Source organism: Lentzea xerophila (assembly GCF_051094245.1).
Lineage (GTDB): Bacteria > Actinomycetota > Actinomycetes > Mycobacteriales > Pseudonocardiaceae > Lentzea > Lentzea xerophila.
The window spans coordinates 115,145-136,802 of record NZ_CP194934.1 but is presented as its reverse complement, the minus strand read 5'-3'; the positions used below and the strand labels follow the sequence as shown (position 1 = coordinate 136,802).

General features: G+C 69.1%; 29 protein-coding genes. 16 read left to right on the top strand and 13 right to left on the bottom strand.

The genetic code is table 11. From position 1 onward, the window contains the following. The first annotated feature begins 9 nt into the window (after positions 1 to 9). Together ACRSBM_RS00740 and ACRSBM_RS00735 are read left to right on the top strand one after the other, a co-directional pair. Entirely contained in the window at positions 10 to 801 is a 792-nt protein-coding gene (locus tag ACRSBM_RS00740; protein ID WP_434438622.1) for a purine-nucleoside phosphorylase, read from the top strand. Then, on the top strand, positions 798 to 2,402 hold the full coding sequence (locus ACRSBM_RS00735; protein ID WP_434438621.1) for a phospho-sugar mutase: 1,605 nt from the start codon (positions 798 to 800) through the stop codon (positions 2,400 to 2,402). Before ACRSBM_RS00740 ends, ACRSBM_RS00735 begins: the two co-directional genes overlap by 4 nt. Here the strand turns inward: ACRSBM_RS00735 and ACRSBM_RS00730 are convergent. Further along, positions 2,395 to 2,733 (bottom strand): hypothetical protein, encoded by a 339-nt coding sequence (locus ACRSBM_RS00730; protein ID WP_434438620.1) that lies wholly within the window; start codon positions 2,731 to 2,733, stop codon positions 2,395 to 2,397. The two genes, ACRSBM_RS00735 and ACRSBM_RS00730, sit on opposite strands and share 8 nt — an antisense overlap. Positions 2,734 to 2,766: 33 nt before the next feature. Next, positions 2,767 to 3,381, bottom strand: coding sequence for a class I SAM-dependent methyltransferase (locus ACRSBM_RS00725; protein ID WP_434438618.1), 615 nt, complete (start codon positions 3,379 to 3,381; stop codon positions 2,767 to 2,769). A 19-nt stretch (positions 3,382 to 3,400) separates the two neighbouring features. Between ACRSBM_RS00725 and ACRSBM_RS00720 the strand changes: the two genes are divergently transcribed. Continuing rightward, complete coding sequence (locus ACRSBM_RS00720; RefSeq protein WP_434438616.1) at positions 3,401 to 3,853, top strand: flavodoxin family protein; 453 nt, start codon at positions 3,401 to 3,403, stop codon at positions 3,851 to 3,853. Positions 3,854 to 3,922: 69 nt separating this feature from the next. Here ACRSBM_RS00720 and ACRSBM_RS00715 read toward each other — a convergent pair whose 3' ends face one another. The 4 genes from ACRSBM_RS00715 to ACRSBM_RS00700 are packed head-to-tail and all read right to left on the bottom strand — an operon-like array spanning position 3,923 to position 5,925. Then, a complete protein-coding gene (locus tag ACRSBM_RS00715; protein ID WP_434452907.1) occupies positions 3,923 to 4,840 on the bottom strand; it encodes an aldo/keto reductase in 918 nt (305 codons plus the stop codon). A gap of 47 nt (positions 4,841 to 4,887) precedes the next feature. Further along, positions 4,888 to 5,265: a MerR family transcriptional regulator gene (locus ACRSBM_RS00710; RefSeq protein WP_434438614.1), complete on the bottom strand. Its 378-nt coding sequence runs from the start codon at positions 5,263 to 5,265 to the stop codon at positions 4,888 to 4,890. 34 nt (positions 5,266 to 5,299) lie between these two features. After that, entirely contained in the window at positions 5,300 to 5,686 is a 387-nt protein-coding gene (locus tag ACRSBM_RS00705) for a type II toxin-antitoxin system death-on-curing family toxin (RefSeq protein WP_109639135.1), read from the bottom strand. A gap of 32 nt (positions 5,687 to 5,718) precedes the next feature. Next, positions 5,719 to 5,925 carry a CopG family transcriptional regulator gene (locus ACRSBM_RS00700; protein ID WP_434438611.1) on the bottom strand — a complete coding sequence of 69 codons (207 nt, stop codon included), beginning with the start codon at positions 5,923 to 5,925 and terminating at the stop codon, positions 5,719 to 5,721. Positions 5,926 to 5,981: 56 nt separating this feature from the next. On the opposite strand from ACRSBM_RS00700, the gene ACRSBM_RS00695 reads away from it, so the two are divergent. Next, entirely contained in the window at positions 5,982 to 6,572 is a 591-nt protein-coding gene (locus ACRSBM_RS00695; protein WP_434438609.1) for a TetR/AcrR family transcriptional regulator, read from the top strand. 87 nt (positions 6,573 to 6,659) lie between these two features. Here the strand turns inward: ACRSBM_RS00695 and ACRSBM_RS00690 are convergent, their stop codons facing one another. Continuing rightward, positions 6,660 to 7,952 carry a glycoside hydrolase family 18 protein gene (locus ACRSBM_RS00690; protein WP_434438607.1) on the bottom strand — a complete coding sequence of 431 codons (1,293 nt, stop codon included), beginning with the start codon at positions 7,950 to 7,952 and terminating at the stop codon, positions 6,660 to 6,662. Between the two features lie 95 nt (positions 7,953 to 8,047). Next, positions 8,048 to 8,671 (bottom strand): uracil phosphoribosyltransferase, encoded by a 624-nt coding sequence (gene upp / locus ACRSBM_RS00685; RefSeq protein WP_434438605.1) that lies wholly within the window; start codon positions 8,669 to 8,671, stop codon positions 8,048 to 8,050. Positions 8,672 to 8,704: 33 nt separating this feature from the next. Here upp and ACRSBM_RS00680 point away from each other — a divergent pair, with 33 nt between their 5' ends. Next, on the top strand, positions 8,705 to 9,307 hold the full coding sequence (locus ACRSBM_RS00680) for a maleylpyruvate isomerase N-terminal domain-containing protein (protein ID WP_434438604.1): 603 nt from the start codon (positions 8,705 to 8,707) through the stop codon (positions 9,305 to 9,307). 33 nt (positions 9,308 to 9,340) lie between these two features. After that, positions 9,341 to 10,333: a Gfo/Idh/MocA family protein gene (locus tag ACRSBM_RS00675; protein ID WP_434438602.1), complete on the top strand. Its 993-nt coding sequence runs from the start codon at positions 9,341 to 9,343 to the stop codon at positions 10,331 to 10,333. On the opposite strand, the gene ACRSBM_RS00670 is transcribed toward ACRSBM_RS00675, so the two are convergent. Continuing rightward, positions 10,291 to 10,503, bottom strand: coding sequence for a hypothetical protein (locus ACRSBM_RS00670; RefSeq protein WP_434438600.1), 213 nt, complete (start codon positions 10,501 to 10,503; stop codon positions 10,291 to 10,293). The genes ACRSBM_RS00675 and ACRSBM_RS00670 overlap by 43 nt on opposite strands. Positions 10,504 to 10,673: 170 nt before the next feature. Continuing rightward, a complete protein-coding gene (locus ACRSBM_RS00665; RefSeq protein ID WP_434438599.1) occupies positions 10,674 to 10,904 on the bottom strand; it encodes a hypothetical protein in 231 nt (76 codons plus the stop codon). 97 nt (positions 10,905 to 11,001) lie between these two features. Between ACRSBM_RS00665 and ACRSBM_RS00660 the strand changes: the two genes are divergently transcribed. The 8 genes from ACRSBM_RS00660 (at position 11,002) to ACRSBM_RS00625 (ending at position 16,670) form a co-directional block, all read left to right on the top strand. Then, positions 11,002 to 11,838 carry a helix-turn-helix domain-containing protein gene (locus ACRSBM_RS00660; protein WP_434438597.1) on the top strand — a complete coding sequence of 279 codons (837 nt, stop codon included), beginning with the start codon at positions 11,002 to 11,004 and terminating at the stop codon, positions 11,836 to 11,838. A gap of 18 nt (positions 11,839 to 11,856) precedes the next feature. After that, the gene (locus ACRSBM_RS00655; protein WP_434438595.1) at positions 11,857 to 12,024 is read left to right on the top strand and encodes a DUF397 domain-containing protein; all 168 of its coding nucleotides are present in this window, start codon (positions 11,857 to 11,859) and stop codon (positions 12,022 to 12,024) included. A gap of 145 nt (positions 12,025 to 12,169) precedes the next feature. Next, complete coding sequence (locus tag ACRSBM_RS00650; protein ID WP_434438594.1) at positions 12,170 to 12,367, top strand: hypothetical protein; 198 nt, start codon at positions 12,170 to 12,172, stop codon at positions 12,365 to 12,367. Between the two features lie 19 nt (positions 12,368 to 12,386). Continuing rightward, positions 12,387 to 13,031, top strand: a complete 645-nt coding sequence (locus ACRSBM_RS00645) for a DUF1707 SHOCT-like domain-containing protein (RefSeq protein WP_434438592.1) — start codon at positions 12,387 to 12,389, stop codon at positions 13,029 to 13,031. Then, the gene (locus ACRSBM_RS00640; protein ID WP_434438591.1) at positions 13,028 to 13,369 is read left to right on the top strand and encodes a hypothetical protein; all 342 of its coding nucleotides are present in this window, start codon (positions 13,028 to 13,030) and stop codon (positions 13,367 to 13,369) included. Before ACRSBM_RS00645 ends, ACRSBM_RS00640 begins: the two co-directional genes overlap by 4 nt. Positions 13,370 to 13,425: 56 nt before the next feature. Beyond that, the gene (gene deoC, locus ACRSBM_RS00635; protein WP_434438589.1) at positions 13,426 to 14,382 is read left to right on the top strand and encodes a deoxyribose-phosphate aldolase; all 957 of its coding nucleotides are present in this window, start codon (positions 13,426 to 13,428) and stop codon (positions 14,380 to 14,382) included. Positions 14,383 to 14,386: 4 nt separating this feature from the next. Beyond that, positions 14,387 to 15,814 carry an aldehyde dehydrogenase family protein gene (locus ACRSBM_RS00630; protein ID WP_434438587.1) on the top strand — a complete coding sequence of 476 codons (1,428 nt, stop codon included), beginning with the start codon at positions 14,387 to 14,389 and terminating at the stop codon, positions 15,812 to 15,814. Further along, positions 15,807 to 16,670 carry an aldehyde dehydrogenase family protein gene (locus ACRSBM_RS00625; RefSeq protein ID WP_434438585.1) on the top strand — a complete coding sequence of 288 codons (864 nt, stop codon included), beginning with the start codon at positions 15,807 to 15,809 and terminating at the stop codon, positions 16,668 to 16,670. Before ACRSBM_RS00630 ends, ACRSBM_RS00625 begins: the two co-directional genes overlap by 8 nt. Positions 16,671 to 16,674: 4 nt before the next feature. On the opposite strand, the gene ACRSBM_RS00620 is transcribed toward ACRSBM_RS00625, so the two are convergent. The 3 genes from ACRSBM_RS00620 to ACRSBM_RS00610 are packed head-to-tail and all read right to left on the bottom strand — an operon-like array spanning position 16,675 to position 18,631. After that, the gene (locus ACRSBM_RS00620) at positions 16,675 to 16,881 is read right to left on the bottom strand and encodes a hypothetical protein (protein WP_434438584.1); all 207 of its coding nucleotides are present in this window, start codon (positions 16,879 to 16,881) and stop codon (positions 16,675 to 16,677) included. Further along, positions 16,878 to 17,504 (bottom strand): response regulator transcription factor, encoded by a 627-nt coding sequence (locus ACRSBM_RS00615; protein ID WP_434438582.1) that lies wholly within the window; start codon positions 17,502 to 17,504, stop codon positions 16,878 to 16,880. The genes ACRSBM_RS00620 and ACRSBM_RS00615 overlap by 4 nt, the downstream gene beginning before the upstream one ends. Further along, positions 17,501 to 18,631 carry a sensor histidine kinase gene (locus ACRSBM_RS00610; protein WP_434438580.1) on the bottom strand — a complete coding sequence of 377 codons (1,131 nt, stop codon included), beginning with the start codon at positions 18,629 to 18,631 and terminating at the stop codon, positions 17,501 to 17,503. Before ACRSBM_RS00610 ends, ACRSBM_RS00615 begins: the two co-directional genes overlap by 4 nt. A 109-nt stretch (positions 18,632 to 18,740) precedes the next feature. Between ACRSBM_RS00610 and ACRSBM_RS00605 the strand changes: the two genes are divergently transcribed. Beyond that, entirely contained in the window at positions 18,741 to 19,430 is a 690-nt protein-coding gene (locus tag ACRSBM_RS00605; protein ID WP_434438579.1) for an ABC transporter ATP-binding protein, read from the top strand. Then, positions 19,427 to 21,598, top strand: coding sequence for an FtsX-like permease family protein (locus tag ACRSBM_RS00600; RefSeq protein ID WP_434438577.1), 2,172 nt, complete (start codon positions 19,427 to 19,429; stop codon positions 21,596 to 21,598). Before ACRSBM_RS00605 ends, ACRSBM_RS00600 begins: the two co-directional genes overlap by 4 nt. Positions 21,599 to 21,658 lie beyond the last annotated feature (60 nt).

Sequence of the window (21,658 nt, the reverse complement as noted above, 5' to 3'; positions counted from 1 at the left end):
GCTCTCGCGGTGACTCCAGAAGAGCTGGCCGGCAAGGCCGCGGAAGAGATCCAGAGCCGCACCGGCAACGCGAAGCACGACATCGCCATCGTGCTCGGCTCCGGCTGGCGACCCGCCGCCGACGTGATCGGCGAGCCGGTCACCGAGATCGGTGTGGGCGAGCTGACGGGCTTCGAGGCGCCGACCGCGCTCGGCCACGGCGGCACCATCCGTTCCGTCGAGGTCGGTGGCAAGAAGGTCCTCATCGTCCTCGGCCGCACCCACGGCTACGAGGGCAAGGGCGTCCAGAAGGTCGTGCACGGCGTGCGCACCATCGCCGCCACGGGCGTGTCGACGGTCGTGCTGACCAACGCGGCCGGTGGCCTGCGGCAGGGCATGTCGGTCGGGCAGCCGGTGCTGATCTCCGACCACCTCAACCTGACGTCGCTGTCGCCGCTGGTCGGCGCGCGGTTCGTCGACCTCACGGACCTGTACTCGCCGCGGCTGCGCAAGGTCGCGCAGGAGATCGACCCGTCGCTGGAGGAGGGCGTGTACGCGGGCCTGCCCGGACCGCACTTCGAGACGCCCGCCGAGATCCGGATGCTGCGCACGCTGGGCGCGGACCTGGTCGGCATGTCGACCGTGCACGAGGCGATCGCCGCGCGCGCCGAGGGCGTCGAGGTGTTCGGCCTGTCGCTGGTCACGAACCTCGCGGCGGGCATCACCGGCGAGCCGCTGAACCACCAGGAGGTGCTGGAGGCCGGTGCCGCCGCTGCCCAGCGCATGGGCACGCTGCTGCGTGAGCTGGTGGACCGCGCATGAGCCTGACGCCGGCACTGCGTGACGCGACGTTCCGGTGGATCGCTGACGACCCGTCGGAGCTGACTCGAACCGAGCTGCAGGGCGTGCTGGCACGAGCTATGGGCGGCGACCCGGCCGCCCTCGCCGACCTCGAGGACCGCATGGCCGGACCGCTCACGTTCGGCACCGCCGGGCTGCGCGGACCGGTGCGGGCGGGCACGAACGGCATGAACGTGGCCACCGTGGTCCGCACGACCGCAGGTCTGGCGTCGTGGCTCGGCAACCCCTCCGGCGTGGTGTTCGTCGGCCGCGACGCGCGGCACGGCTCGGAGGAGTTCGCCACGGCCGCCGCCGAGGTGATGGCGGCGGCGGGCTTCGACGTGCGGGTGCTGCCGGAGCCGTTGCCGACGCCGGTGCTGGCGTTCCTGGTGCGCGCACATGGGGCCGTGGCGGGGATCCAGATCACCGCGTCGCACAACCCGCCTGCGGACAACGGCTACAAGCTCTACCTGGCCGGTGGTTCGCAGATCGTGCCGCCGTCGGACGGTGAGATCGAGAAGGCGATCGAGGCCGTTCCGGCGGCGGTGTCGGTGCCTCGATCCGCCTCGTACGCGACGGTGTCCGACGCCGAGGTCGACGCCTACCTGGAGCGGGTGGCCGCGCTGCCGACCGGTCAGGCGCGGTCGTTGAAGATCGCGCTGACGCCGATGCACGGCGTCGGTGGCGCGTTCGCCGTGGAAGCGTTGCGGCGCGCGGGTTTCACCGACGTGCACGTGGTGCGGTCGCAGGCGGTGCCGGACCCGGACTTCCCGACCGTGGTGTTCCCGAACCCGGAGGAACCCGGCGCGTCCGACGAGCTGCTGTCCCTCGCGGCGTCGGTGAACGCGGACCTGGCCATCGCGCTCGACCCGGACGCGGACCGGTGCGCGCTGGGTGTCCGGGACGGTGACAGGTGGCGGATGCTGCGCGGTGACGAGACGGGTGTGCTGCTCGGCTCGCTGGTGTTGTCGACCACCGAGTCCACGGACCCGTTGGTGGCGACGACGATCGTGTCGTCCTCACTGCTGAAGTCGATCGCCGCCGCGCACGGTGCCCGGTACGCGGAGACGCTGACGGGCTTCAAGTGGCTGGCGCGGGCGGGCGAAGGCCTGGTGTTCGCCTACGAGGAGGCGCTCGGCAACTGCGTCGATCCCCAGCACGTCGCCGACAAGGACGGCATCTCGGCCGCCGTCGTCGCCGCGGACCTGGCCGCCGGCCTGAAGGCCTCGGGCCGCACGTTGCTGGACGCGCTGGACCAGCTCGCCGTGGACCACGGCCTGCACCTGACCGACCAGGTCTCCCTGCGGTACACCGATCTGAGCCTGATCGGCGCGACGATGGCGCGGCTGCGCGCGGTGCCGCCGTCCGACTTCACCTCGGAAGACCTGCTGCCCGGCGCGGACGTGCTGCGCTGGACGGCGGACGGCGTGCGCGTGATCGTGCGCCCGTCCGGCACCGAGCCGAAGCTCAAGGCGTACCTGGAGGTCGTCGAACCGGTCACGGACGGACTGGAGTCCGCCCGTGCGTCCGGTACGGCCAAGCTGGCGCGGTTGCGTGAACGGGTGACCGAGCTGGTCAGCTAGTCGTCAGGGCGATCGCCAGGCACAGCGCGGCGAGAGCGAAGCCCCCGCCGGCCACGAGGTACGCCCTTCTGGTCGGCGGGGTCACCGCGCTGCGGCGACCCTCGGTGACCGCCGCGACGGCGATCCGCCCGAAGATGTACGCGATCGCGCAAAGCCCCACGCCGAGTCCGAACAACATCGTGTTGACGTCCCACGGGCTGTGGTCGAACCCCGGCCACAACGACGCGAAGAGGGGGCCGATGCCGATCATCCCGATGCCGATCGCAAGGCCGAAACCCCAGGTGATGCGACGCTGACGGGGACTGGTGGTCATTAGGGCGGTGGTCTTCATGGTCCCTCCTGTGTACACCCTTCTAGACGTGCTTCAGGCTGCGGGGTTCCGTTTCCGGAGCAACAAGAACGCCTGCGGCCCCCCTTCGTCCTGACCCCTCTGACGTTGCAGCCGGGCCACTTCGTTGAAGCCGGCTCCGGTCGCGTTGCTCACGGTCTCGTCGATGTCGTGCCAGTGCACGTCGAGGTCCACGTCGTGGCCGTACGCGTGGCCGAGGTGCTTCTTCTGGTTACCCAGCTTGAAGGCGTGCAACAGGTACCCGCCGGGTTTGACGACCCGGTGGAACTCCTGCCACGGCACGTCGCTCGCCGGCATGTGGACCGTCGAGTACCAGACGACCGCGCCGCCGAGGCTGTCGTCCGCGAGGTCCAGCTTCGTGATGTCGCCCTGGGTGAACTTGAGGTGCGGGTACAGCTTTCGCGCCTGTTCGAGCATTCCGTCCGACAGGTCGACGCCGAACGTGTCGAGGCCGAGCTCGTGCAGGTGCCCGGTGATGCGGCCGGTGCCGCAGCCCAGGTCGCCCACCGGTCCCTCGGTGAGCTCGGCGAACGCGCGCATGATGGCGGCGTCGAGCGGGCGGCCGTCGTGGGCGTCCGGGATGAGGCGGGCGTAGTCGGCGGCGACGATGTCGTAGGAGGCACGGGTCACGGGCGTTATGTTGCTCGACGTGTCCAGGTTGTTGATCGTCCACCACACCCCGTCGCCCGCCGTCCAGGCGATGTTCGAGGCCGTGGTCTCCGGCGCGTCCACCCCCGAGATCGAGGGTGTCGAGGTCGTCCGCCGGGCCGCGTTGTCCACAACCGCTGTGGATGTCCTCGAAGCCGACGGCTACCTGCTGGGAACGCCGGCGAACCTCGGCTACATGAGCGGCGCGTTGAAGCACTTCTTCGACACCGTCTACTACCCGTGTCTCGACTCCACGCGCGGCCGGCCGTTCGGGTTGTACGTGCACGGCAACAACGACACCGCGGGAGCGGTGCGCGGCGTCGAGACCGCCACGACCGGGTTGGGCTGGGAGAAGGTGGCCGGGCACGTGCTGGTCACGGGTGAGCCGTCGAAGGCCGACCTGGAGGCGTGCTGGGAGCTCGGCGCCACCCTCGCAGCCCAGTTGTCCACATAAATCCAGGGTTGTCCACAGCCTCTTGTCCCCAACCTGTGGACAACCCTGGGGATAATTCGAACGTATGTTCTAGCGGCCGATCACGCTCATGTCCGGGTACCGGTCTCCGACCACCGCCGACGCCGGCACCGCGGCCTCGATCGCGGCGAGATCGTCGGCGGACAGCTCCAGATCAGCCGCCGCCACGTTCTCCTCCAGGTACTTGATCCGCTTGGTCCCCGGAATCGGCACCACGTCGGGCCCGCGGTGCTGCACCCACGCCAGCGCCAGCTGCCCGGCGGTCACGCCGCGCTCCTCCGCCAGAGCGCGCAGCGCGGCCACCATCCGGAGGTTCGCGTCGAGGTTCTCACCGGCGAACCGGGGGTTCTGCGCACGGAAGTCGCCGGCGCCGAAGTCGGCGTGGGAGGCGAACCGGCCGGTCAGCACGCCACGGCCGAGCGGCGAGTAAGGCACCAGTCCGATGCCGAGCTCACGTGCGGTCGGGACGATCTCGGCCTCGAGGTCGCGCGTCCAGAGCGACCACTCGCTCTGCAACGCCGTGATCGGGTGCACCGCGTGGGCACGGCGCAACGTGGCGGCGCCCGCCTCGGACAAACCCAGGAACCGCACCTTGCCTTCGGTGACCAGCTCGGCCATCGCGCCGACGGTCTCCTCGATCGGCGTGTCCGCCGGGACGCGGTGCAGGTAGTACAGGTCGATCACGTCCACACCGAGACGTTTCAGGGAGCCCTCGACCGAGGCGCGCACGTAGGCGCGGTCGCCGCGGATCGAGCGACCGCCGCCCTCCTCGCGCACGATGCCGAACTTCGTGGCCAGCACGACCGCGTCCCGGCGGCCGGCGATCGCGCGGCCGACCAGTTCCTCGTTCACGTGCGGTCCGTACATGTCGGCCGTGTCGATCAACGTGACGCCGAGCTCCAGCGCGCGGTGGATGACCGCGATCGACTCCGACTCGTCGCCGGCGCCGTAGAACTCCGACATTCCCATGCAGCCGAGGCCCTGCGGCCCGACCTGCAACGATCCCAATGAACGGCTCACGCCGTCGCCTCCAAGTCACGCTCGACCACCGCGTAGTGGTCGATCTTGTAGTCGAGCACGTCCAGGCACGTCTGCAGCTCCGCGATGCGGGCGCGGACGTCGCCGCGGTGTTCGACGAGGATCTGCTTGCGGCGGCCCGCCGTCAGGTCGCCCCTGTGCCTGAGCTGCGCGAACTCGCGCATCATGCGGATCGGCATGCCGGTCGTGCGCAGGCGCGTCACGAAGGCCAGCCAGCCGAGGTCTTCCTCCGAGTAGCTGCGCCGGCCGCCCGAGTCCCGTGCGGGCGGGTCGACGAGCCCGATTCGTTCGTAGTAGCGCAAGGTGTCGATGGACAACCCACTGCGCTGCGCGGCTTGGGCTATCGAGTAACTCACGAGCTCGACGCTATGACCTGGAGTGCACTCTAGGTCAAGCGGAATCCTTCGGAAGCCCCCATGCCTCGAGGTGGCCGGCCATCTCCGGCACGTCGATCTTGTCACGGCCCAGCGAGCGGACGAGGTCGAGCGCGTCGTCCTCGTCGGCGTCGATCCAGTAGCCGTTGATGTCGCACATCGTGACGGCGGCGACCCAGCCGAGCCGCCAGTTTCCCTCGACCAGGGGGCGGGTTCGCACGATCGAGTCAAGCAGGGCGGAGGACTTCAGCCACAGCGTGTCGTAGGCCTCCACGCCGAGGACGGTGGCGCGGGGACGGTAGGCCGCCGTGTCCAGCAGGCCGATGTCCCTGACGACGAGATCGCCGCCGGTCACGGCCGTGGCCAGGACTAAGAGGTCCCCGGCGTCGAGGTAGGAGATCACGGCGTCCAGTTGATCACAGAGGTCTGACAGTTTCAGGAAGGTCCGAGCCTATCCAAAAGACCCCGGTACTTGGGCAGGACGCGCCCGAGCACCTCGCCGAGCTTCTCCTCCTGCTGCATGCGCTGGTAACGATCCGCGATCGCCAGCCGCACGACCTCCTGCTTGGAGCGCCCCTCGGACTGCGCCAGTTCAGCGAGCCGCAGGTTCTCCTCTTCGGTCAACCGCAAGGTCATCGCCATTCTCAGCACGGTATCAACTTGATACCACACAGGCCAGAGACCGTTAGGATTGCGTGATGCCCAGGCCCAGGACCCACGACGACGCGCTGCGGCGGCGTCTGCTCGAACGGGCGGGCGAGCTGCTCAGCACCGAGGGCCCCGCCGCGGTGAGCCTGCGCAAGATCGCCACCGACGTCAACACCTCGACGACGGCGGTCTATTCCCTCTTCGGCGGAAAACCAGCGCTGCTCGAGGCGCTCTACGACGAGGCGTTCACCAGCTTCGGCCGCAAGCTCGCGGCAGTGCCGGTCACCGACGACCCGGCGGAGGACCTGCTGCGGATCGGGCTCGCGTACCGGCGCGGCGCGCTGGAGGACCCGCAGTTCTACTCGGTGCTCTACTCGAAGGTCGTCGAACCGACGAAGGAGATGAGCCGCGCGGCGGGCAGGACGTTCGCTCCGGTGATCAACGCGGTGCGGCGCGCGGTGGAGCAGGGCGTCTACCTCGCGGAGGACCCGGAGCAGATCGCGATGTCGATGTGGGGCATCGCGCACGGCCTGGTGAGCCTGGAGCTCAACGGGAACCTGCCGCCCGGCGTCGACGCGGCCGCCACCTACGAACTGGCGTTGCGCGCGCACGGCAGGGGCTGGCTGGCCGGAAGCCCGTGACAGCACGGAATCCGGGGAGGCGGCCGCCGCGAAACCTCCCCGGACCCGCTGAACTGTCCGGTTAGGACAGTCCGTCTCTGCGCGGCCCTACCTCAGAGCGCCGTCGAGCGCCTTGATCAGTTCGCCGTCGGCGGTGTCACCGTCGAGCGACCAGATCATCGCGCCACCGAGCCGGCGGTCGTTGATGAAGCGGGCCTTGCGCTTCATCTCCGTCGCGTCGTCGTAGGTCCACCACGTCGTGCCGTCGTAGATCCACGCGAAGCCCGCGCGCCCGTCGCGGTAGATCTTGTACTTCGGGTCGGCCAGCTTCGTCTTGAGGACCTTGAAGTCCTCGTAGCCCGCCTCGTACGTGGCCGGCGCGGGCGTACCCGTGCCGAACAGGCCGTTGCGCGTGCCGGGCGCGACACCGGTCCAGCCGCGGCCGTAGAACGGAACGCCGAGCACGGCCTTGGACCGCGGGGCACCGCGGCGGAGCCACGCGTTGACCGTCACCTCGGAGCTGAACTCGAACTCCGCCGGGTCACCCTTGGGCACGCGGAGCGCGGACTGCTGGTTCGCCTGCGCGTCCCACGCACCGTGGTAGTCGTAGCCCTGCAACGTGCCGAAGGTGAGGTAGCAGAACACCTTCGAGACCTCGAAGCCCCGGTCGACCTGCGCCGGGTCGGCCGGCAGGAACGCGGTCAGGTCGCGGTTCCAGCCCATCTGCTTGCGGTACTCGGCGAGCAGCTTGGTGAAGTTCTGCTTGTCCTCGGGACGCACCACGTTGGGCGGTTCCATGTTGCCGTTGCTGGCAGGCCATTCCCAGTCGAGGTCGATGCCGTCGAAGACACCCTTCGCGGCACCCTCCGGCAGACCGGGCAGGTTGCCCTTGATCCACATGTCGGTGCACGACTTGACGTGCGCGGCACGCGACTCGGGCGTCAGCGCGGCGTTGGAGAAGTAGCGCGAGCCCGTCCAGCCGCCCAGCGAGATGTTGACCTTCAGCTTGGGGTACTTGGCTTTGAGCTGCTTGAGCTGGTTGAGGTTGCCCAGCAGGACCTGACCGGCCTCGTCGGCCTTGCCGCTCACGGACTGCTCCGCGGTGTAGGGCATCTGCCAGTCGGCCCACGGGTCGGCGCTGACGCACTTGCCCGACTCGTCGAGGAAACCGAAGGCGTAGTTCAGGTGCGTGAGCCGCGCGGCGGCCCCACTGTCCACGAGGTTCTTGACGCGGAAGTTCCGGCCGTACACGCCCCACTGGATGAAGTACCCGACGGTGCGGGACTTCGAGTAACCGTGGTGCCCATTGGTCTCGACGTCGGCGTTCGCGGGCACAACGGCCAGCGACGCGGACAGGGCGCCGACCGTCAGCGCGGCGACACCCCATCTCCGTCTGGACATGAGTCTCCCTAGATCGTTCGCGGCAGCGGCGATGTGGTCCACAGCACGATAGGCCTGAGGTCTAGACCACTGCTACGTCCGATCGGAGGTATGTCCTAAACCGCCCCGTACAGACGGTCACCGGCGTCGCCCAGACCGGGCACGATGAAGCCGGAATCGTTCAACCGTTCGTCCACCGACGCCGTGACGAGACGTACGGGGAGCTTCGAGTCCTCGAGGTGGTTGATGCCCTCGGGCGCCGCGAGCACGCACACGGCCGTCACGTCGGTCGCGCCGCGCTGGGTCAGCAGCCGGATCGTGTAGGCCATCGAGCCACCGGTCGCGAGCATCGGGTCGAGCACGAGCACGGGCCGTCCGGCGAGGTCCTCCGGCAGCGACTCCATGTACGGCGTCGGCTGCAACGTCTCCTCGTCGCGCGCGAGACCGACGAACCCCATCTGCGCGTCGGGGATCAGCTTGTGCGCCTGGTCCGCCATGCCGAGCCCCGCCCGCAGCACCGGCACCAGCAACGGCGGGTTCGCGAGCTTGTAGCCGATGGTGCGAGCGACCGGCGTGTGTGTGCGGTCCTCCTTCACCGGCGCCTCGCGCATCGCTTCGTAGACCAGCATCACGGTGAGTTCCTGCAACGCCGCGCGGAACGCCGCGTTGTCCGTGCGCGCGTCACGCATGGTTGTGAGTCTCGCCTTGGCGAGTGGATGATCGACGACGAGGACGTCCATGTCCGACACCGTAACCGCTGTGAGGAGCTAGGGGTGTTCGAAGAGATCTACCGGGAGTCCCGCCAGCGCACCGTCGGACTCGCGATGGGGTTGAGCTCGGAAGACCTGGCCCGCACCGTGCCCGCCTGTCCTGAGTGGACCGTGCACCTGTTACTCGCGCACCTTGCCGGCGTGGCGGCGGACTTCGCCGCCGGCCGGGTCGAGGGCGCCCCCGGTGCCGAGTGGACCGCGCGGCACATCGCCGAGCGCGCGGACGTGCCGGTGCTCGACCTGCTGGAGCAGTGGAACGCCGACGGCGACCGGCTGACCAAGATTCCCACGCAGATGGCGATGGACGCGCTCGCCCACGAGGCGGACCTGCGCGCGTTGCTCGGCCGCGAACGCGTGCCGGACCACGCCTGGCAGCCCGTGCTGACCGTCATCGTCACGCGGTTCCTCACCGACCTGACCGTCAAGACGGAGTTCGGCACCCTCGGCGAGGGCCCGGTCGTCGTCGAGGCCGATGGCTACGAGTTCTGGCGCGCGTTCTTCGGCAGGCGGTCCCGCGCGCAGATGGAGTCGTGGAACTGGTCCACGCCGTTCCCCGTCGAGAAGGCGACCTACTTCCCGCCACGAGCCACCGATCTGGTGGAGTGAACGCCGTTAACTACGCGGTGTAGGGTCGGTCGCGTGACGGACCACGTGCGCATCGGAGTGCTCGGCGCGGCCACGATCGCGCCGGCCGCTGTCCTCCGCCCGGCCCGCTCCTCGACGGTCGCCGAGGTAGTGGCGGTCGCCGCGCGATCGGCCGAGCGAGCGCAGACTTTCGCCGACAGGCACGGCATCGCGCGCGTCCACGGCTCGTACGAGGACCTGCTGGCAGACCCGGCGATCGACGCCGTCTACAACCCGCTGCCCAACGGCCTGCACGGCAAGTGGACGCTGGCCGCCCTCGAGGCGGGCAAGCACGTGCTGTGCGAGAAGCCGTTCACCGCCAACGCTTCCGAGGCCGCCTCGGTGGCCGCCGCCGCGAACGCCTCGGGGCTGGTGGTGATGGAGGCGTTCCACTACCGCTACCACCCGCTGGCCGTCCGCGTCGACGAGATCATGCGGTCCGGCGTACTGGGCCCGCTGCGGCACGTCGAAGCGTCCATCTGCTTCCCGCTGCCGCTGTTCTCCAACATCCGCTACGACTACGGGCTCGCTGGCGGCGCGATGATGGACGCCGGCTGCTACGCCGTGCACATGGCACGGCTGCTGGGCGGCGAAGAACCCGAGGTGCGCTCGGCGCGGGCGTTGCTGCGCGCACCTTCCATCGACCGGGCGATGCGCGCCTCGTTGCGCTTCCCGTCCGGCCACACGGGTTCCGTGCACGCGTCGCTGTGGTCGTCGACGGTGCTCAAGCTGTCGATGAAGGCCATCGGCGAGAACGGCACGTTGAGCGTCTTCAACCCGCTCGGCCCGCAGGCGGCGCACCGCCTGTCGTTGCGGCTCAGGAACAGGAGGTCGGTGGAGACGTTCGGCCGGCGCCCGACCTACGCCTACCAGTTGGACGCGTTCACCGACGCGGTGCTGCACGGCAAGCCGTTCCCCACGGATGCGGACGACGCGGTGAGGAACATGGCCGTGATCGACTCGATCTACCGGGCGGCGGGGCTGCCGCTGCGCCGGCCCACGCCGTAGAGCAACGCCTCGGCGAGTTCGCGCGCCTCTTTTGCGGTGAGGGCGAACCAGTCCCCTGCCGAGGTCTGGCAGCTGACCACGTCTTCGCGCCAGGAAAGCGTGAGGACGGCCGGTTTGCCGTCGCTGCCCGTGCAGCGGCACCACCGCGTGCCCTGAAGGTCTGGGATCACGGGCCCACCAGGTGCAGGTAGCCGGCGGTGGCTTCTTTGCGGAGCTCGTCGGCGCGGAACACGATCCTGATGTCGCCCGGCAGGTGCAGCTCCACCGGCTTGTCGCGGTACGGCAGTGGCAGGGGGCCGTGGTACGGCTGGAGGTGCAGGTAGCGGCCGGAGTCTCCGTTTCAGACCGGAACCTGGGCCCGTTGAGGATCAGCCAGCAGATGCAGAAGGCGGAGGACGTCGTCTTTCTGGATCGCGATGGTGAAGCGCGCGATGGATGCCAGGTGCACCAGCAGGAATCTCGCGTTGAGGCTGACTTCCATCATGGAATGGCATTGGCCTTGGCCCGGCAGGTGTCCTGGGATTCTCCGCCGGAAACGCGTCGGGTCCCGTTCGGTGTCCAACAGCAGCATGCGGGTAACGGTCGGTCCTTGCCATGGTGTCGCGCAACGCGCTCATTTGGGCGACAACAGTTTCTTGCCAGGGTGGCAAGGCGAGATCCTTCGGGGCATGAGTCAGCGGGGTGCCTCATTTCGCCACAACCACGTGTCCAGCACTTTGCGCGCACTGCGCAAGGAACGCGGGTTGAGCTGCAAGGAGGTCGCCAGCGCCCTCGGCTTCTCGGAGGCCAAGGTCAGCAGGATGGAAACCGGAGACCGGGGGTTGGACGCTGACGACGTGGCCGCGGTGCTCGGCTTTCTGCGCGCGCCCCTGCAACCTCGGCAAGAGCTGATGGCGCTGGTCCGGTCCGGGCACACCAAAAACTGGCAAGAAATCCACGGCCAGCTGCCCAGCAACTGGAAGGAGATCATCTACTTCGAGCGGCGCGCGGAGGCGGTCTTCAACTATCAACCGCTCTTGATCCCCGGCCTCGCTCAAACACCCGAGTATGCGCGAATCACCCTTCGTGGAGTCACCGATGGGCTTACCGCCGACCAGATAGAGACCCTCGTCGCTTCGCGGATGGGGCGGCAGGTGGTGATCGGGCGCATCAAGATCCACCTGTTGATCGACGAGATGGCTCTTCGCCGCCGGCTCGACGACCCAGCGATGATGGCTGACCAACTCCGGCACCTCCGCGCACTGGCCAAGCGTCGAAACGTGATTGTTCAGGCGGTGCCTCACGACGCACCGGCACACCCAGGACTCGACGGCGCACTGCTGATTCTGGACTTCGGCGACGAGGGCACGCTGATCCAGGTCGAAGGCCGCAACACGAACACGTTCCTGGAGGAAAGTGTCCACGTCAGGGGCGCCAAGACTGCTTGGTCGAAGATTCACTCGGTAGCGCTGTCGCCTGACGAATCGCTTCACCTCATCACTAGCATCGAGAGCGAGCTGGCTTGATGGGAGGAGCGACACCCGATGGACCTCATGTGGCGCAAGAGCAGCTACAGCGGCAGCGGCGGCGAGTGCGTCGAGGTCGCGTTCACAGCCGAGGCCGCTGTCGCCGTCCGCGACTCCAAGGCCCCGTCCTCCGGCACCCTGGTCTTCCCCGCCGCCGCCTGGAAGATCTTCCTCCGGACCGCCTGACGTTTCGCATAAACCGAAGACATCTTCGGTTTATGCGAAACAAGGCCACCTGTTCAGGGGGCCACACAACCCGATCCGGGAGTCAAGAAGCGACCCACCGGCACCGAAATGTCTCGTAACCAGTTGAGACGCGGAGGTGTGAACGGTGACGATGGAACAGAAGCCCGTCCAGCAGTTGTGTGAGTCCCCGCTGGTCATCCTGGGTGTCTCGGCGTCGATCGGCGTGGTGATCGGCGTGCTGCCGCTGACGTGGGGCTACAGCCCGGCCCTCGCTTCGGCGCTCGCCGCGCTCCTGGTGGTGGCGTTCGCGATCACGGTGAAGTACGCACCGAACCGCAAGTGAGAGCTTTAGACTCGATCGGGTGAGCGACGAGCTGGTACCCGCTGACCAGAGTCACATGCGCGCCTCGGACGCGGACCGGGAACGGATCGCGCAGGTGCTGCACAAGGCGACCGCCGAGGGCCGCCTCGACATCCATGAGCTGGACGAGCGGCTCGTGGCGGTCTACGCCGCGAAGACGTACGGCGAACTCGTTCCCATCACCGCCGACCTGGTGCTGAGCGGCCTGCCGCAGCCGCCCGCCGTGCCGCAGTACCAGCCTGTGGTGAGCGATCGCATCGGCGGGCAGCCGGGTAGCGCGGTGTCCGTGGCCTTCTGGTCGGGCGTGAACCGCAAGGGCGGCTGGGTCGTGCCGCGGATGCACAACGCCGTCGCGATCATGGGTGGCGTCGAGCTCGACCTGACCCACGCGAACTTCGCCGAGGCCGAGGTCACCATCAGCTGCTTCGCGTTCTGGGGTGGCATCGAGATCCGCGTGCCCGACGACATCAACGTGAAGGTCGACGGGTTCGGGTTCATGGGCGCCTTCGAGGAACGCGTGCCGAGCCGCCGGCACATCCCCGGCGCGCCGACGGTGCGGATCACGGGGCTCGCGATCATGGGTGGCGTCGAGGTGAAGGGGCCGAAGAAGAAAAAGTCCCAGATCCTGCGCGAACTCCTTGAGTGACGAAGGTCGCCGACCTCATCGAGCTCGCCGGGTTCGCCGGCGCGACCGTGTGGCTGAAGATGGACGGGGAACGCGCCGGCCATCGGTGGACCGTGGTCCTCGCCTGTCCGGACGCCGGTTTCCAGTACCGGCGTGACGTCAGCCGCTTCGACCATGTGATCGAGATCGTGCGGGACGAGCTGGCACGGCTGCCGGGTGACTGGTCCTGGCTGGACGAGCCGATCGAGGACCTCGACGAGTTCGCGGAGCACTACGAGGAGCTGGGTCGCCGGGGCGCGATCGTCATCGTCGACGGCACCGGCGAACGGACCGTCAGACCCGCCTCACCCGTGTCCTGAGCAGCGCGAACATGCTCACTTAGGACGGGCGTCCCAATCCGCTTAGACTCGCGGACATGGCTGCTCCAACGACACTGCCGTCGGCCCTGGCTGACGCCGTGCGCGACGAATCGTCGCTGCGGCGTTTCCTGCACGGGCTCCCCGGCGTCGACCAGGTCGGCGTCGAGCAACGAGCCGCGGGCCTCGGCACGCGGAGCATCAAGAAGGCCTCCAAGCTGCACGCCATCGACCTGGCGATCAGCATGGTGGACCTGACCACGCTCGAAGGCGCGGACACGCCCGGCAAGGTGCGCGGTCTCGCCGCGAAGGCCCGCAGGCCCGACCCCGAACGGCCGGACGTGCCGAAGGTCGCGGCGGTCTGCGTGTACCCGGACATGGTCAGGACGGCGGCCGACGAGCTCAAGGGCACTGGGATCAACGTCGCCAGCGTCGCGACGGCGTTCCCCAGTGGGCGCAGCACGATGGACATCAAGCTCGCCGACACCCGGTTCGCCGTCGAGCAGGGCGCCTCCGAGGTCGACATGGTGATCGACCGCGGCGCGTTCCTCTCCGGCCGGTACGGGCAGGTGTTCGAGGAGATCGTCAAGATCAAAGAAACCTGTGGGGACGCGCACCTCAAGGTCATCCTCGAGACCGGCGAGCTCGTGACGTACGACAACGTGCGCCGCGCGTCGTGGCTCGCGCTGCTGGCCGGCGGTGACTTCATCAAGACGTCGACCGGCAAGGTGCAGCCCGCCGCGACGTTGCCGGTCACGCACGTGATGCTGCAAGCGGTAAAGGACTGGAAGGCGCAGACCGGTGAGCTGCGCGGGGTGAAGCCCGCCGGTGGCATCCGCGCCACGAAGGACGCGATCAAGTACCTGGTGGCCGTGCACGAGGTGGCCGGTCCGGAGTGGCTCGACCCGAACCTCTTCCGGTTCGGCGCGTCGACGTTGCTCAACGACCTGCTCATGCAGCGTCGGACCCAGTTGGACGGCCACTACAGCGGCCCGGACTACGTGACGGTGGACTGAAGACATGTGGGAATACGCCCCCGCGCCCGAGTCGCGGGACATCGCGAACCTCAAGCCGAACTACCGGATGTTCGTCGACGGCAAGTTCGTCGAGGGCACCGGCGAGCCGCTCAAGACCATCAACCCCGCCACCGAAGAGGTGCTCGCGGAGGTCTCGACGGCGTCGCAGTCCGATGTGGACACAGCGGTCAAGGCCGCGGGCCGGGCCTACGACCGCGTGTGGTCGAAGATGCCCGGATCCGAGCGGGCCAAGTACATCTACCGCATCGCGCGGCAGATCCAGGAACGCGGCCGTGAGCTCGCCGTCCTGGAGTCGCTCGACAACGGCAAGCCGATCAAGGAGTCGCGCGACGTCGACGTGCCGACCGCCGCGTCGCACTTCTTCTACCACGCGGGCTGGGCAGACAAGCTCGGCTACGCGGGTTATGGGCCGGACCCGAAGCCGCTGGGCGTCGCGGGACAGGTGATCCCGTGGAACTTCCCGCTGCTGATGGCCGCGTGGAAGATCGCACCGGCGCTGGCGTGCGGCAACACCGTCGTGCTCAAGCCCGCCGAGACCACGCCGCTGACCGCGCTGGTGCTGGCCGACATCATCCAGCAGTGCGACCTGCCGCCGGGTGTCGTCAACATCATCCCCGGTGCCGGTGACGTCGGTGCCGCGCTGGTCGGGCACGCGGACGTCAACAAGGTCGCCTTCACCGGCTCGACCGACGTCGGCAAGGTCATCCAGCGCCAGCTCGCCGGCACGTCGAAGAAGCTCACGCTGGAACTGGGCGGCAAGGCGGCCAACATCGTGTTCGACGACGCCCCGCTCGACCAGGCCGTCGAGGGCATCGTCAACGGCATCTTCTTCAACCAGGGCCACGTCTGCTGCGCCGGATCCCGGCTGCTCGTGCAGGAGTCCATCGCCGACGAGCTGATCGAGAAGCTGCACGCGCGCGTCAGCACGCTCCGCGTCGGCGACCCGCTGGACAAGAACACCGACGTCGGCGCGATCAACTCCAGCGAGCAGCTGGCCAAGATCAAGGAGCTGACCGAGTCCGGCGAGGCCGAGGGCGCCCAGCGCTGGACGTCCTCCTGCGCGTTGCCGGACAAGGGTTTCTTCTTCGCCCCGACGGTTTTCTCAGGCGTGTCGCAGGCGATGCGCATCGCCCGCGAGGAGATCTTCGGCCCGGTGCTGTCCGTCCTGACCTTCCGCACCCCGGAGGAGGCGGTGGCCAAGGCGAACAACACCCCGTACGGCCTGTCCGCCGGCGTCTGGACCGAGAAGGGCTCGCGCATTCTCTGGATGGCACAACGCATGCGCGCCGGCGTGGTGTGGTCCAACACGTTCAACCGCTTCGACCCGACCGCCCCGTTCGGCGGTTACCAGGAGTCGGGCTTCGGCCGTGAGGGCGGCCGCACCGGTCTGGAGGCCTACCTCGATGTCTGATCGACTCACGGTCGCGAAGACCTACAAGCTCTACATCGGCGGCAAGTTCCCGCGTTCCGAGTCCGGCCGCAGCTACCCGGTGACCGACCCCAAGGGCACCTTCCTGGCCAACGCCGCGCAGGGCTCCCGCAAGGACGCCCGCGACGCGGTGGCCGCCGCCCGCAAGGCCTTCCCTGCCTGGTCCGGCGCCACGGCCTACAACCGCGGCCAGGTCCTGTACCGGGTGGCCGAGGTGCTGGAGGGCCGCCGCGAGCAGTTCGTCACCGAGGTCGCCACCTCGGAGGGCGTGCCGGCCGAGAAGGCCCAGTCGCTGGTGGACACCGCCATCGACCGCTGGGTCTGGTACGCGGGCTGGACGGACAAGATCGCCGCCGTCCTGGGTTCCTCGAACCCGGTGGCGGGCCCGTACTTCTCCTTCTCCACCCCGGAACCGACGGGCGTGGTCGCGGTACTGGCACCCCAGCAGTCGTCACTGCTGGGCCTGGTCTCCGTGATCGCACCGGTGGTCGCCTCGGGCAACACCTGCGTGGTCATCACCTCGCAGGACCGCCCGCTCCCCGCGATCACCCTGTCCGAGGTGCTGGCCACGAGCGACGTCCCCGGCGGCGTCGTCAACATCATCACCGGCCGCACGGCGGAGATCGCGCCCTGGCTGGCCTCGCACGGTGACGTGAACGCCCTGGACCTCACCGGCGCCCCGGAGTCCCTGCGTACCGACCTGGAGCGCTCGGCGGCGGGCACCGTGAAGCGCGTGCTGCGCAACAAGCCCAGCGAGGACTTCGCCGCGACGCCGGACATGTCCCGCCTGCGCGCGTACCTGGAGACGAAGACGGTCTGGCACCCGATGGGCGTGTAGACCGTCAGTCGGCGGCGTAGGCCTTGCCCTGCGCCGCCAGCTCCTCGCCGAGGATCCGGACGGCCTTCGGCCCCACGCCGTGGATCTTCAGCAACTCCTTGGCGGACACCGTGGTCAACGAGTCGAACGTCGTGTAGCCGTGGGCGGTCAGCTCACGGTTGGCGACCTTGCCGATGGTGCGCGGGAACTCGGACTCCGGTTGCCCCGTCACGAGTTCACCAGGCCCGCCCGCCATGCCCACGAGGCGATCCCGACGCGGTTCTTCACGTTCAGCTTGGTCTGCACGGAAGCCAGATGCGTCTTCACCGTCGACAGCGACAGGTACAACGACGACGCGATCTCCTGGTTCGACAACCCCCTGGCCACCTCCCGGACCACGTCCTGCTCCCGCGCGGTCAGCAACGACAGGTCAGGCCGCGACGCGGGCCGGGCGAAGTGCTCCAGCATCCGGACGGTCACCTGGGGCGAGATCAGCGCGTTCCCGGCGGCGGCGGCACGGACGGCCTCCACCAGCAGGGCCGGCCCGGCGTCCTTCGTCAGGAACCCGGAAGCCCCGTTCTCCAGGGCCGTGTGGACGTACTCGTCCAGGTCGAACGTGGTGACCACGACCACCTTCGTGGTGGGGGACAGCTTCTTCGTCACCTCGAGCCCGTCGAGCCCCGGCATGCGGATGTCCAGCAGCGCGACGTCCGGGTTGAGCTCACGGGCAGCCGTGACGGCCGAGACGCCGTCGGCCACGTCGGCGACGACGGTGATGTCCGGCTGCTTCTCCAGGATCATCCGAAACCCGACGCGGACCATCTCCTGGTCGTCGGCGATGAGAACCGAGATCACTTCTTCCCTTCCAGGGGTAGCTCGGCGAGCACCTGCCAGCCGTTGCCTCGCGGGCCCGCCGAGAACAGGCCGCCCAGCAGGTCGACCCTCTCACGCATGCCCACCAGACCGTAGCCACCCTGGTTCAGCTCGCCAGGCCGGCCGTCGTCCGCCACGACCACGCGCAACGCCCCGCTGGACGTGCGAGAGATCTCCACGTCGATCATCGTGGGGGACTGGGCGTGTTTGTGCACGTTGGTGAGCGACTCCTGGACCAGGCGCAACACCGAGCGGCCGAGCTCGGGGGCGACGTCGTCGGGCAGGTCGATGCGCAGGCGCGTCTCGAAGCCCAGTTCGCGGGTGCGTTCGACGGCCGAGATGACGTCGGCGGCGAGGTCGGTGGTGGCGGCCTCGCTCTCACCCTGGCGCAGGGTGCCGACCAGGCGGCGCATGGCGCCCAGGGCTTCCGTGCCCGAACGGACGATGCCGGGCAGGAGGCGGTGGGCCGCTCGCGGGTCGTCGTCGGAGACCTCCAGGGCGGCCTGGGCCTGCACGAGCATGCCCGTCACGTGGTGGGCGACGACGTCGTGCAGCTCGCGGGCCAGCGCGATGCGTTCTTCCTTCTGCGCGTCGGTGACGACGGCGGCGATCATGCGGCCGCTCTCGGTGTCGCGGGCGCGGAAGTACAGGCCGGTGCCGACGGCGGTGAAGCCGAGGACGAGCGAGCCGAGCATCTCGTTGTAGTTGCTGCCCGAAAGCCAGTTGTCGCGGACGATCGCGGCGAAGAAGCTCACGGCCGCCAGCGAGCCCACCGACCAGGTGGCGGCGCGGCGGGGTTCCTCGCGGACGACGACAGCCACGATGACCAGGCACGCGGCCGTCTCGGCGATGGTGAGCGGGCTCAGGATCGTGGGCACGGTCACGTTGAAGAGCCGGATGACGAACGACGACAAGAAGATCGACACGACCGCCACCGGAATGGTGAAGGCACGCGACTTGAACGACGTGACGGCCACGATGCACATGGGAACGGTGAGCAGCCACACCAGTGCCTCGCCGCTGCCCGGTGAGCCCACCAGAAACAGCTCGCCGAGCATCAGCACGGCGAGGATGGCGGCGATCGGCCATTGGCCCCGATGAGTCTCCACGGGAGACAACGGTAGGACCACCACGCCACTCGGGCCTCGGTCATCCGGCTGACCCGGTGTGTCGTCAAGGCTGAGGTTTCGCGGGCCCCGACCAGGCACCGTGAGGACCATGAATTCGGTTCTGGCCGCTCGTGGCCTGGTCAAGACCTACGGCGACGTGCACGCGCTCGCCGGGGTGGACATCGACATCTACGCCGGTGACGTGCTGGCGGTCGTCGGTCCGTCCGGATCCGGCAAGACGACCCTGCTGCACGTGCTGTCCGGCATCCTGCGCGCCGACGGCGGCGAGGTGTTCCTCGACGGGCGCGCGGTCGGCGAACTGAACGAGACCGGGCGCAGCGCGCTGCGGCGCACGGAGTTCGGGTTCGTGTTCCAGTCGGGCATGCTGGTCGCCGAGCTGACCGCCGAGGAGAACGCGGCACTGCCGATGCTGCTCGCCGGCGGCTCGCGGGAGGAGTCACTGGGTGCGGCCCGGCTCTGGCTCGCGCGGCTCGGCCTGCAGGGCATGGAGAAGCGGCGGCCGGACCAGCTCTCGGGCGGGCAGGCGCAACGGGTCGCGATCGCGCGCGCCCTCGCCCACCGGCCGCGGGTGATCTTCGCGGACGAACCGACCGGCGCCCTCGACACCCGTACCGGCCAGGAGATGATGACCGCCCTGCTGCGGGCCGCGGAGGAGACCAACGCGGCCGTCGTGATCGTCACGCACGACAAGGCCATCGCGGACCGGGCGCTGCGCGTCGTCGAGATCCAGGACGGCAAGATCGCGGTGCCCGACTTCGGCCAGGCGGTGTCGGCGTGAGGATCGCTCTCGCGGTCCTGCGCAGGGACCGCCGCAGCCAGGTCGCCACCGTGCTGGTCGCGCTCGGCGTGATGATCGCGGTGTCGCTCGTCCTCTGGCTCCTCGCCGCACCGAACGGCCTGCAGGCGCGCGCGGACCGCACGGCGTGGCGCGACGTGCTGGGCCAGGCCGACAACGCGGCCATTTCCGTTGCCGTGAACCAGGACTCCTTCGACGGCAAGCTGATCGAACGGTTCGACGTCGCACGCGAACAGCAGGGTCAGATCGAGGTCGCCGCCGGTATCACCAGGTTCCCGGAGGCGGGCGAGGTGCTGCTGTCCCCCGCCCTCGCGGACCTGGTCCGCGACACTCCCGCGGAGAAGCTCGGCAACCGCTTCCCCGGCACGCAGATCGCCGAGCTCGGGCCGGAGGCGCTCAAGTACCCCGGCGAGCTCGTCGCGATCGTCGGCCACGACAAGCTCCGGAACGGTTACCCGGCAACAGATCTGGCCGGCGGCGGCTCGTACCGCGACGACTACAAGGGCATGCTCTACCTGCTCACCCGCGTCGGGCTCGTGGTGCTGGTCGTGCCGTGCCTGGTGCTGGTCGCGTCGGCCGCCCGGCTGACCGCGGCGAAACGGGAACGGCGCCTCGCCGCGCTCCGGCTCGCCGGCGCGTCCCCGCGGCAGGTCGTCGTGATGACCGCGATCGAGACGGCGGTGGGCGCGGTCGTCGGCAGCGTGCTGGGTGTACTGCTGGCACAGCCGTTCAGCCACCTCACCGCGAAGATCCCGTGGGAGGGCGGCACCTGGTTTCCCGGCGACTTCGTGCCGGAGCCCGCGGTCGTGGCGGCGGTGGCCGTGCTCGCGCCGCTGCTCGTCATCGGTGCGGCGATCCTCGGGTTGCGGCGCGTGGTGAACCAGCCGCTCGCCGCGCAGGAGCAGCGCAAGGTCCGGTCGTGGCGGCTGCTGACGATCGCCGGTGCGCTGGGCGTGTTCTTCCTCGGGATCATGTACGCGCAGCAAGGCAGCGGCGACAGCCAGTTCACCGTGGTGCTCCTCGGCCTCGGCGCGGTGGCGCTCGCGCTGGTGCTGGCGGGACCCGTGCTGACCGCGTGGGTCGGCAGGTTCTTCGTCGGGCGCTGGAAAAGGCCTTCGACGTTGCTGGCCGGACGCAGGCTCTCCGGTGACCCGGTGGCGGCGTTCCGCGGCTCGGCGGGCGTCGTGATCGCCGTCTTCACCGGCTCGATGGCGCTCACGATGCTGCCGGGCCTGGAGAGCCAGGTCCCCTACCGCGACAGCACGTGGAGCGAGAACGCGATCGTGGCGGAACAGGTGACGCACGACGTCACGCCGTTGCGGCTGGCGACCTCGGCGCCGATCGTCACGATGCTGGACGGCATGATCAGAAGCGGCGACAACGGCACGTACGTCGTCGTCGGGCAGTGCGCGGACGTCGCGAAGGTGCTGACCGGCCTCACCTGTCAGCCCGGACCCGCCGTGTACGCACCCAGCCCGTTGCAGGGCAACGAGTTCAAGGCGAGCGGGCAGGACGACCTGACCGCGACGCTGCCGGAGAAGTACGAGACGCGGCCCTTCACGGCGGGCGGCCGGGTGGACGCGTTCATCGACAGGGAGCTGCTGCCGTCGATCGCCGATGACGTGTCGATGGTCGGCATGCCGACGACGGCCGAGAACCGCGAAGCCGTGCACACCGCGCTGATCGGCACGTTGCCCGGCGTGCGGCTCACGGACGGGGAGCAGCTGGGCCTGTACAGCGACACGATGACGGCCGACCTGCGGCGGGCCACGGTCATCGGGCTCTCGATCGCGGCGGTGCTCGGCGGCATCGGCGCGGCGGTGGCGGCGGCCGGGTCGGTGATCGACCGCAGGCGCACTTTCGGTGCGTTGATCGCGGCCGGAACTCCTGTTCGTGTGCTGCGTCACGCATTGCGCCGAGAAGTGATGCTGCCGGTGTTCGCCGTCACACTCGCGGCGTGCGGCGCGGGAATTGTCGTGGGCCTCGGACTGTTCTCGCTGGCGCGCGGAATGGTGGGTCACGGAGAAATTCCGATAACGCCGTGGGTGGTCGCTCCGGTGGCCGTCGGTGTCGTGGTCGCGCTGGTAGCAGCCCTGGCTTGTGGTCCGGTACTACGCGGCATCAGCCCGAGGGATTACGCGGCGGAGTAGCACTCGGCCGGAAGTACGAGGTCGGAACCGGCCCTCAGCGCGATGTGCGCTGAGGGCCTT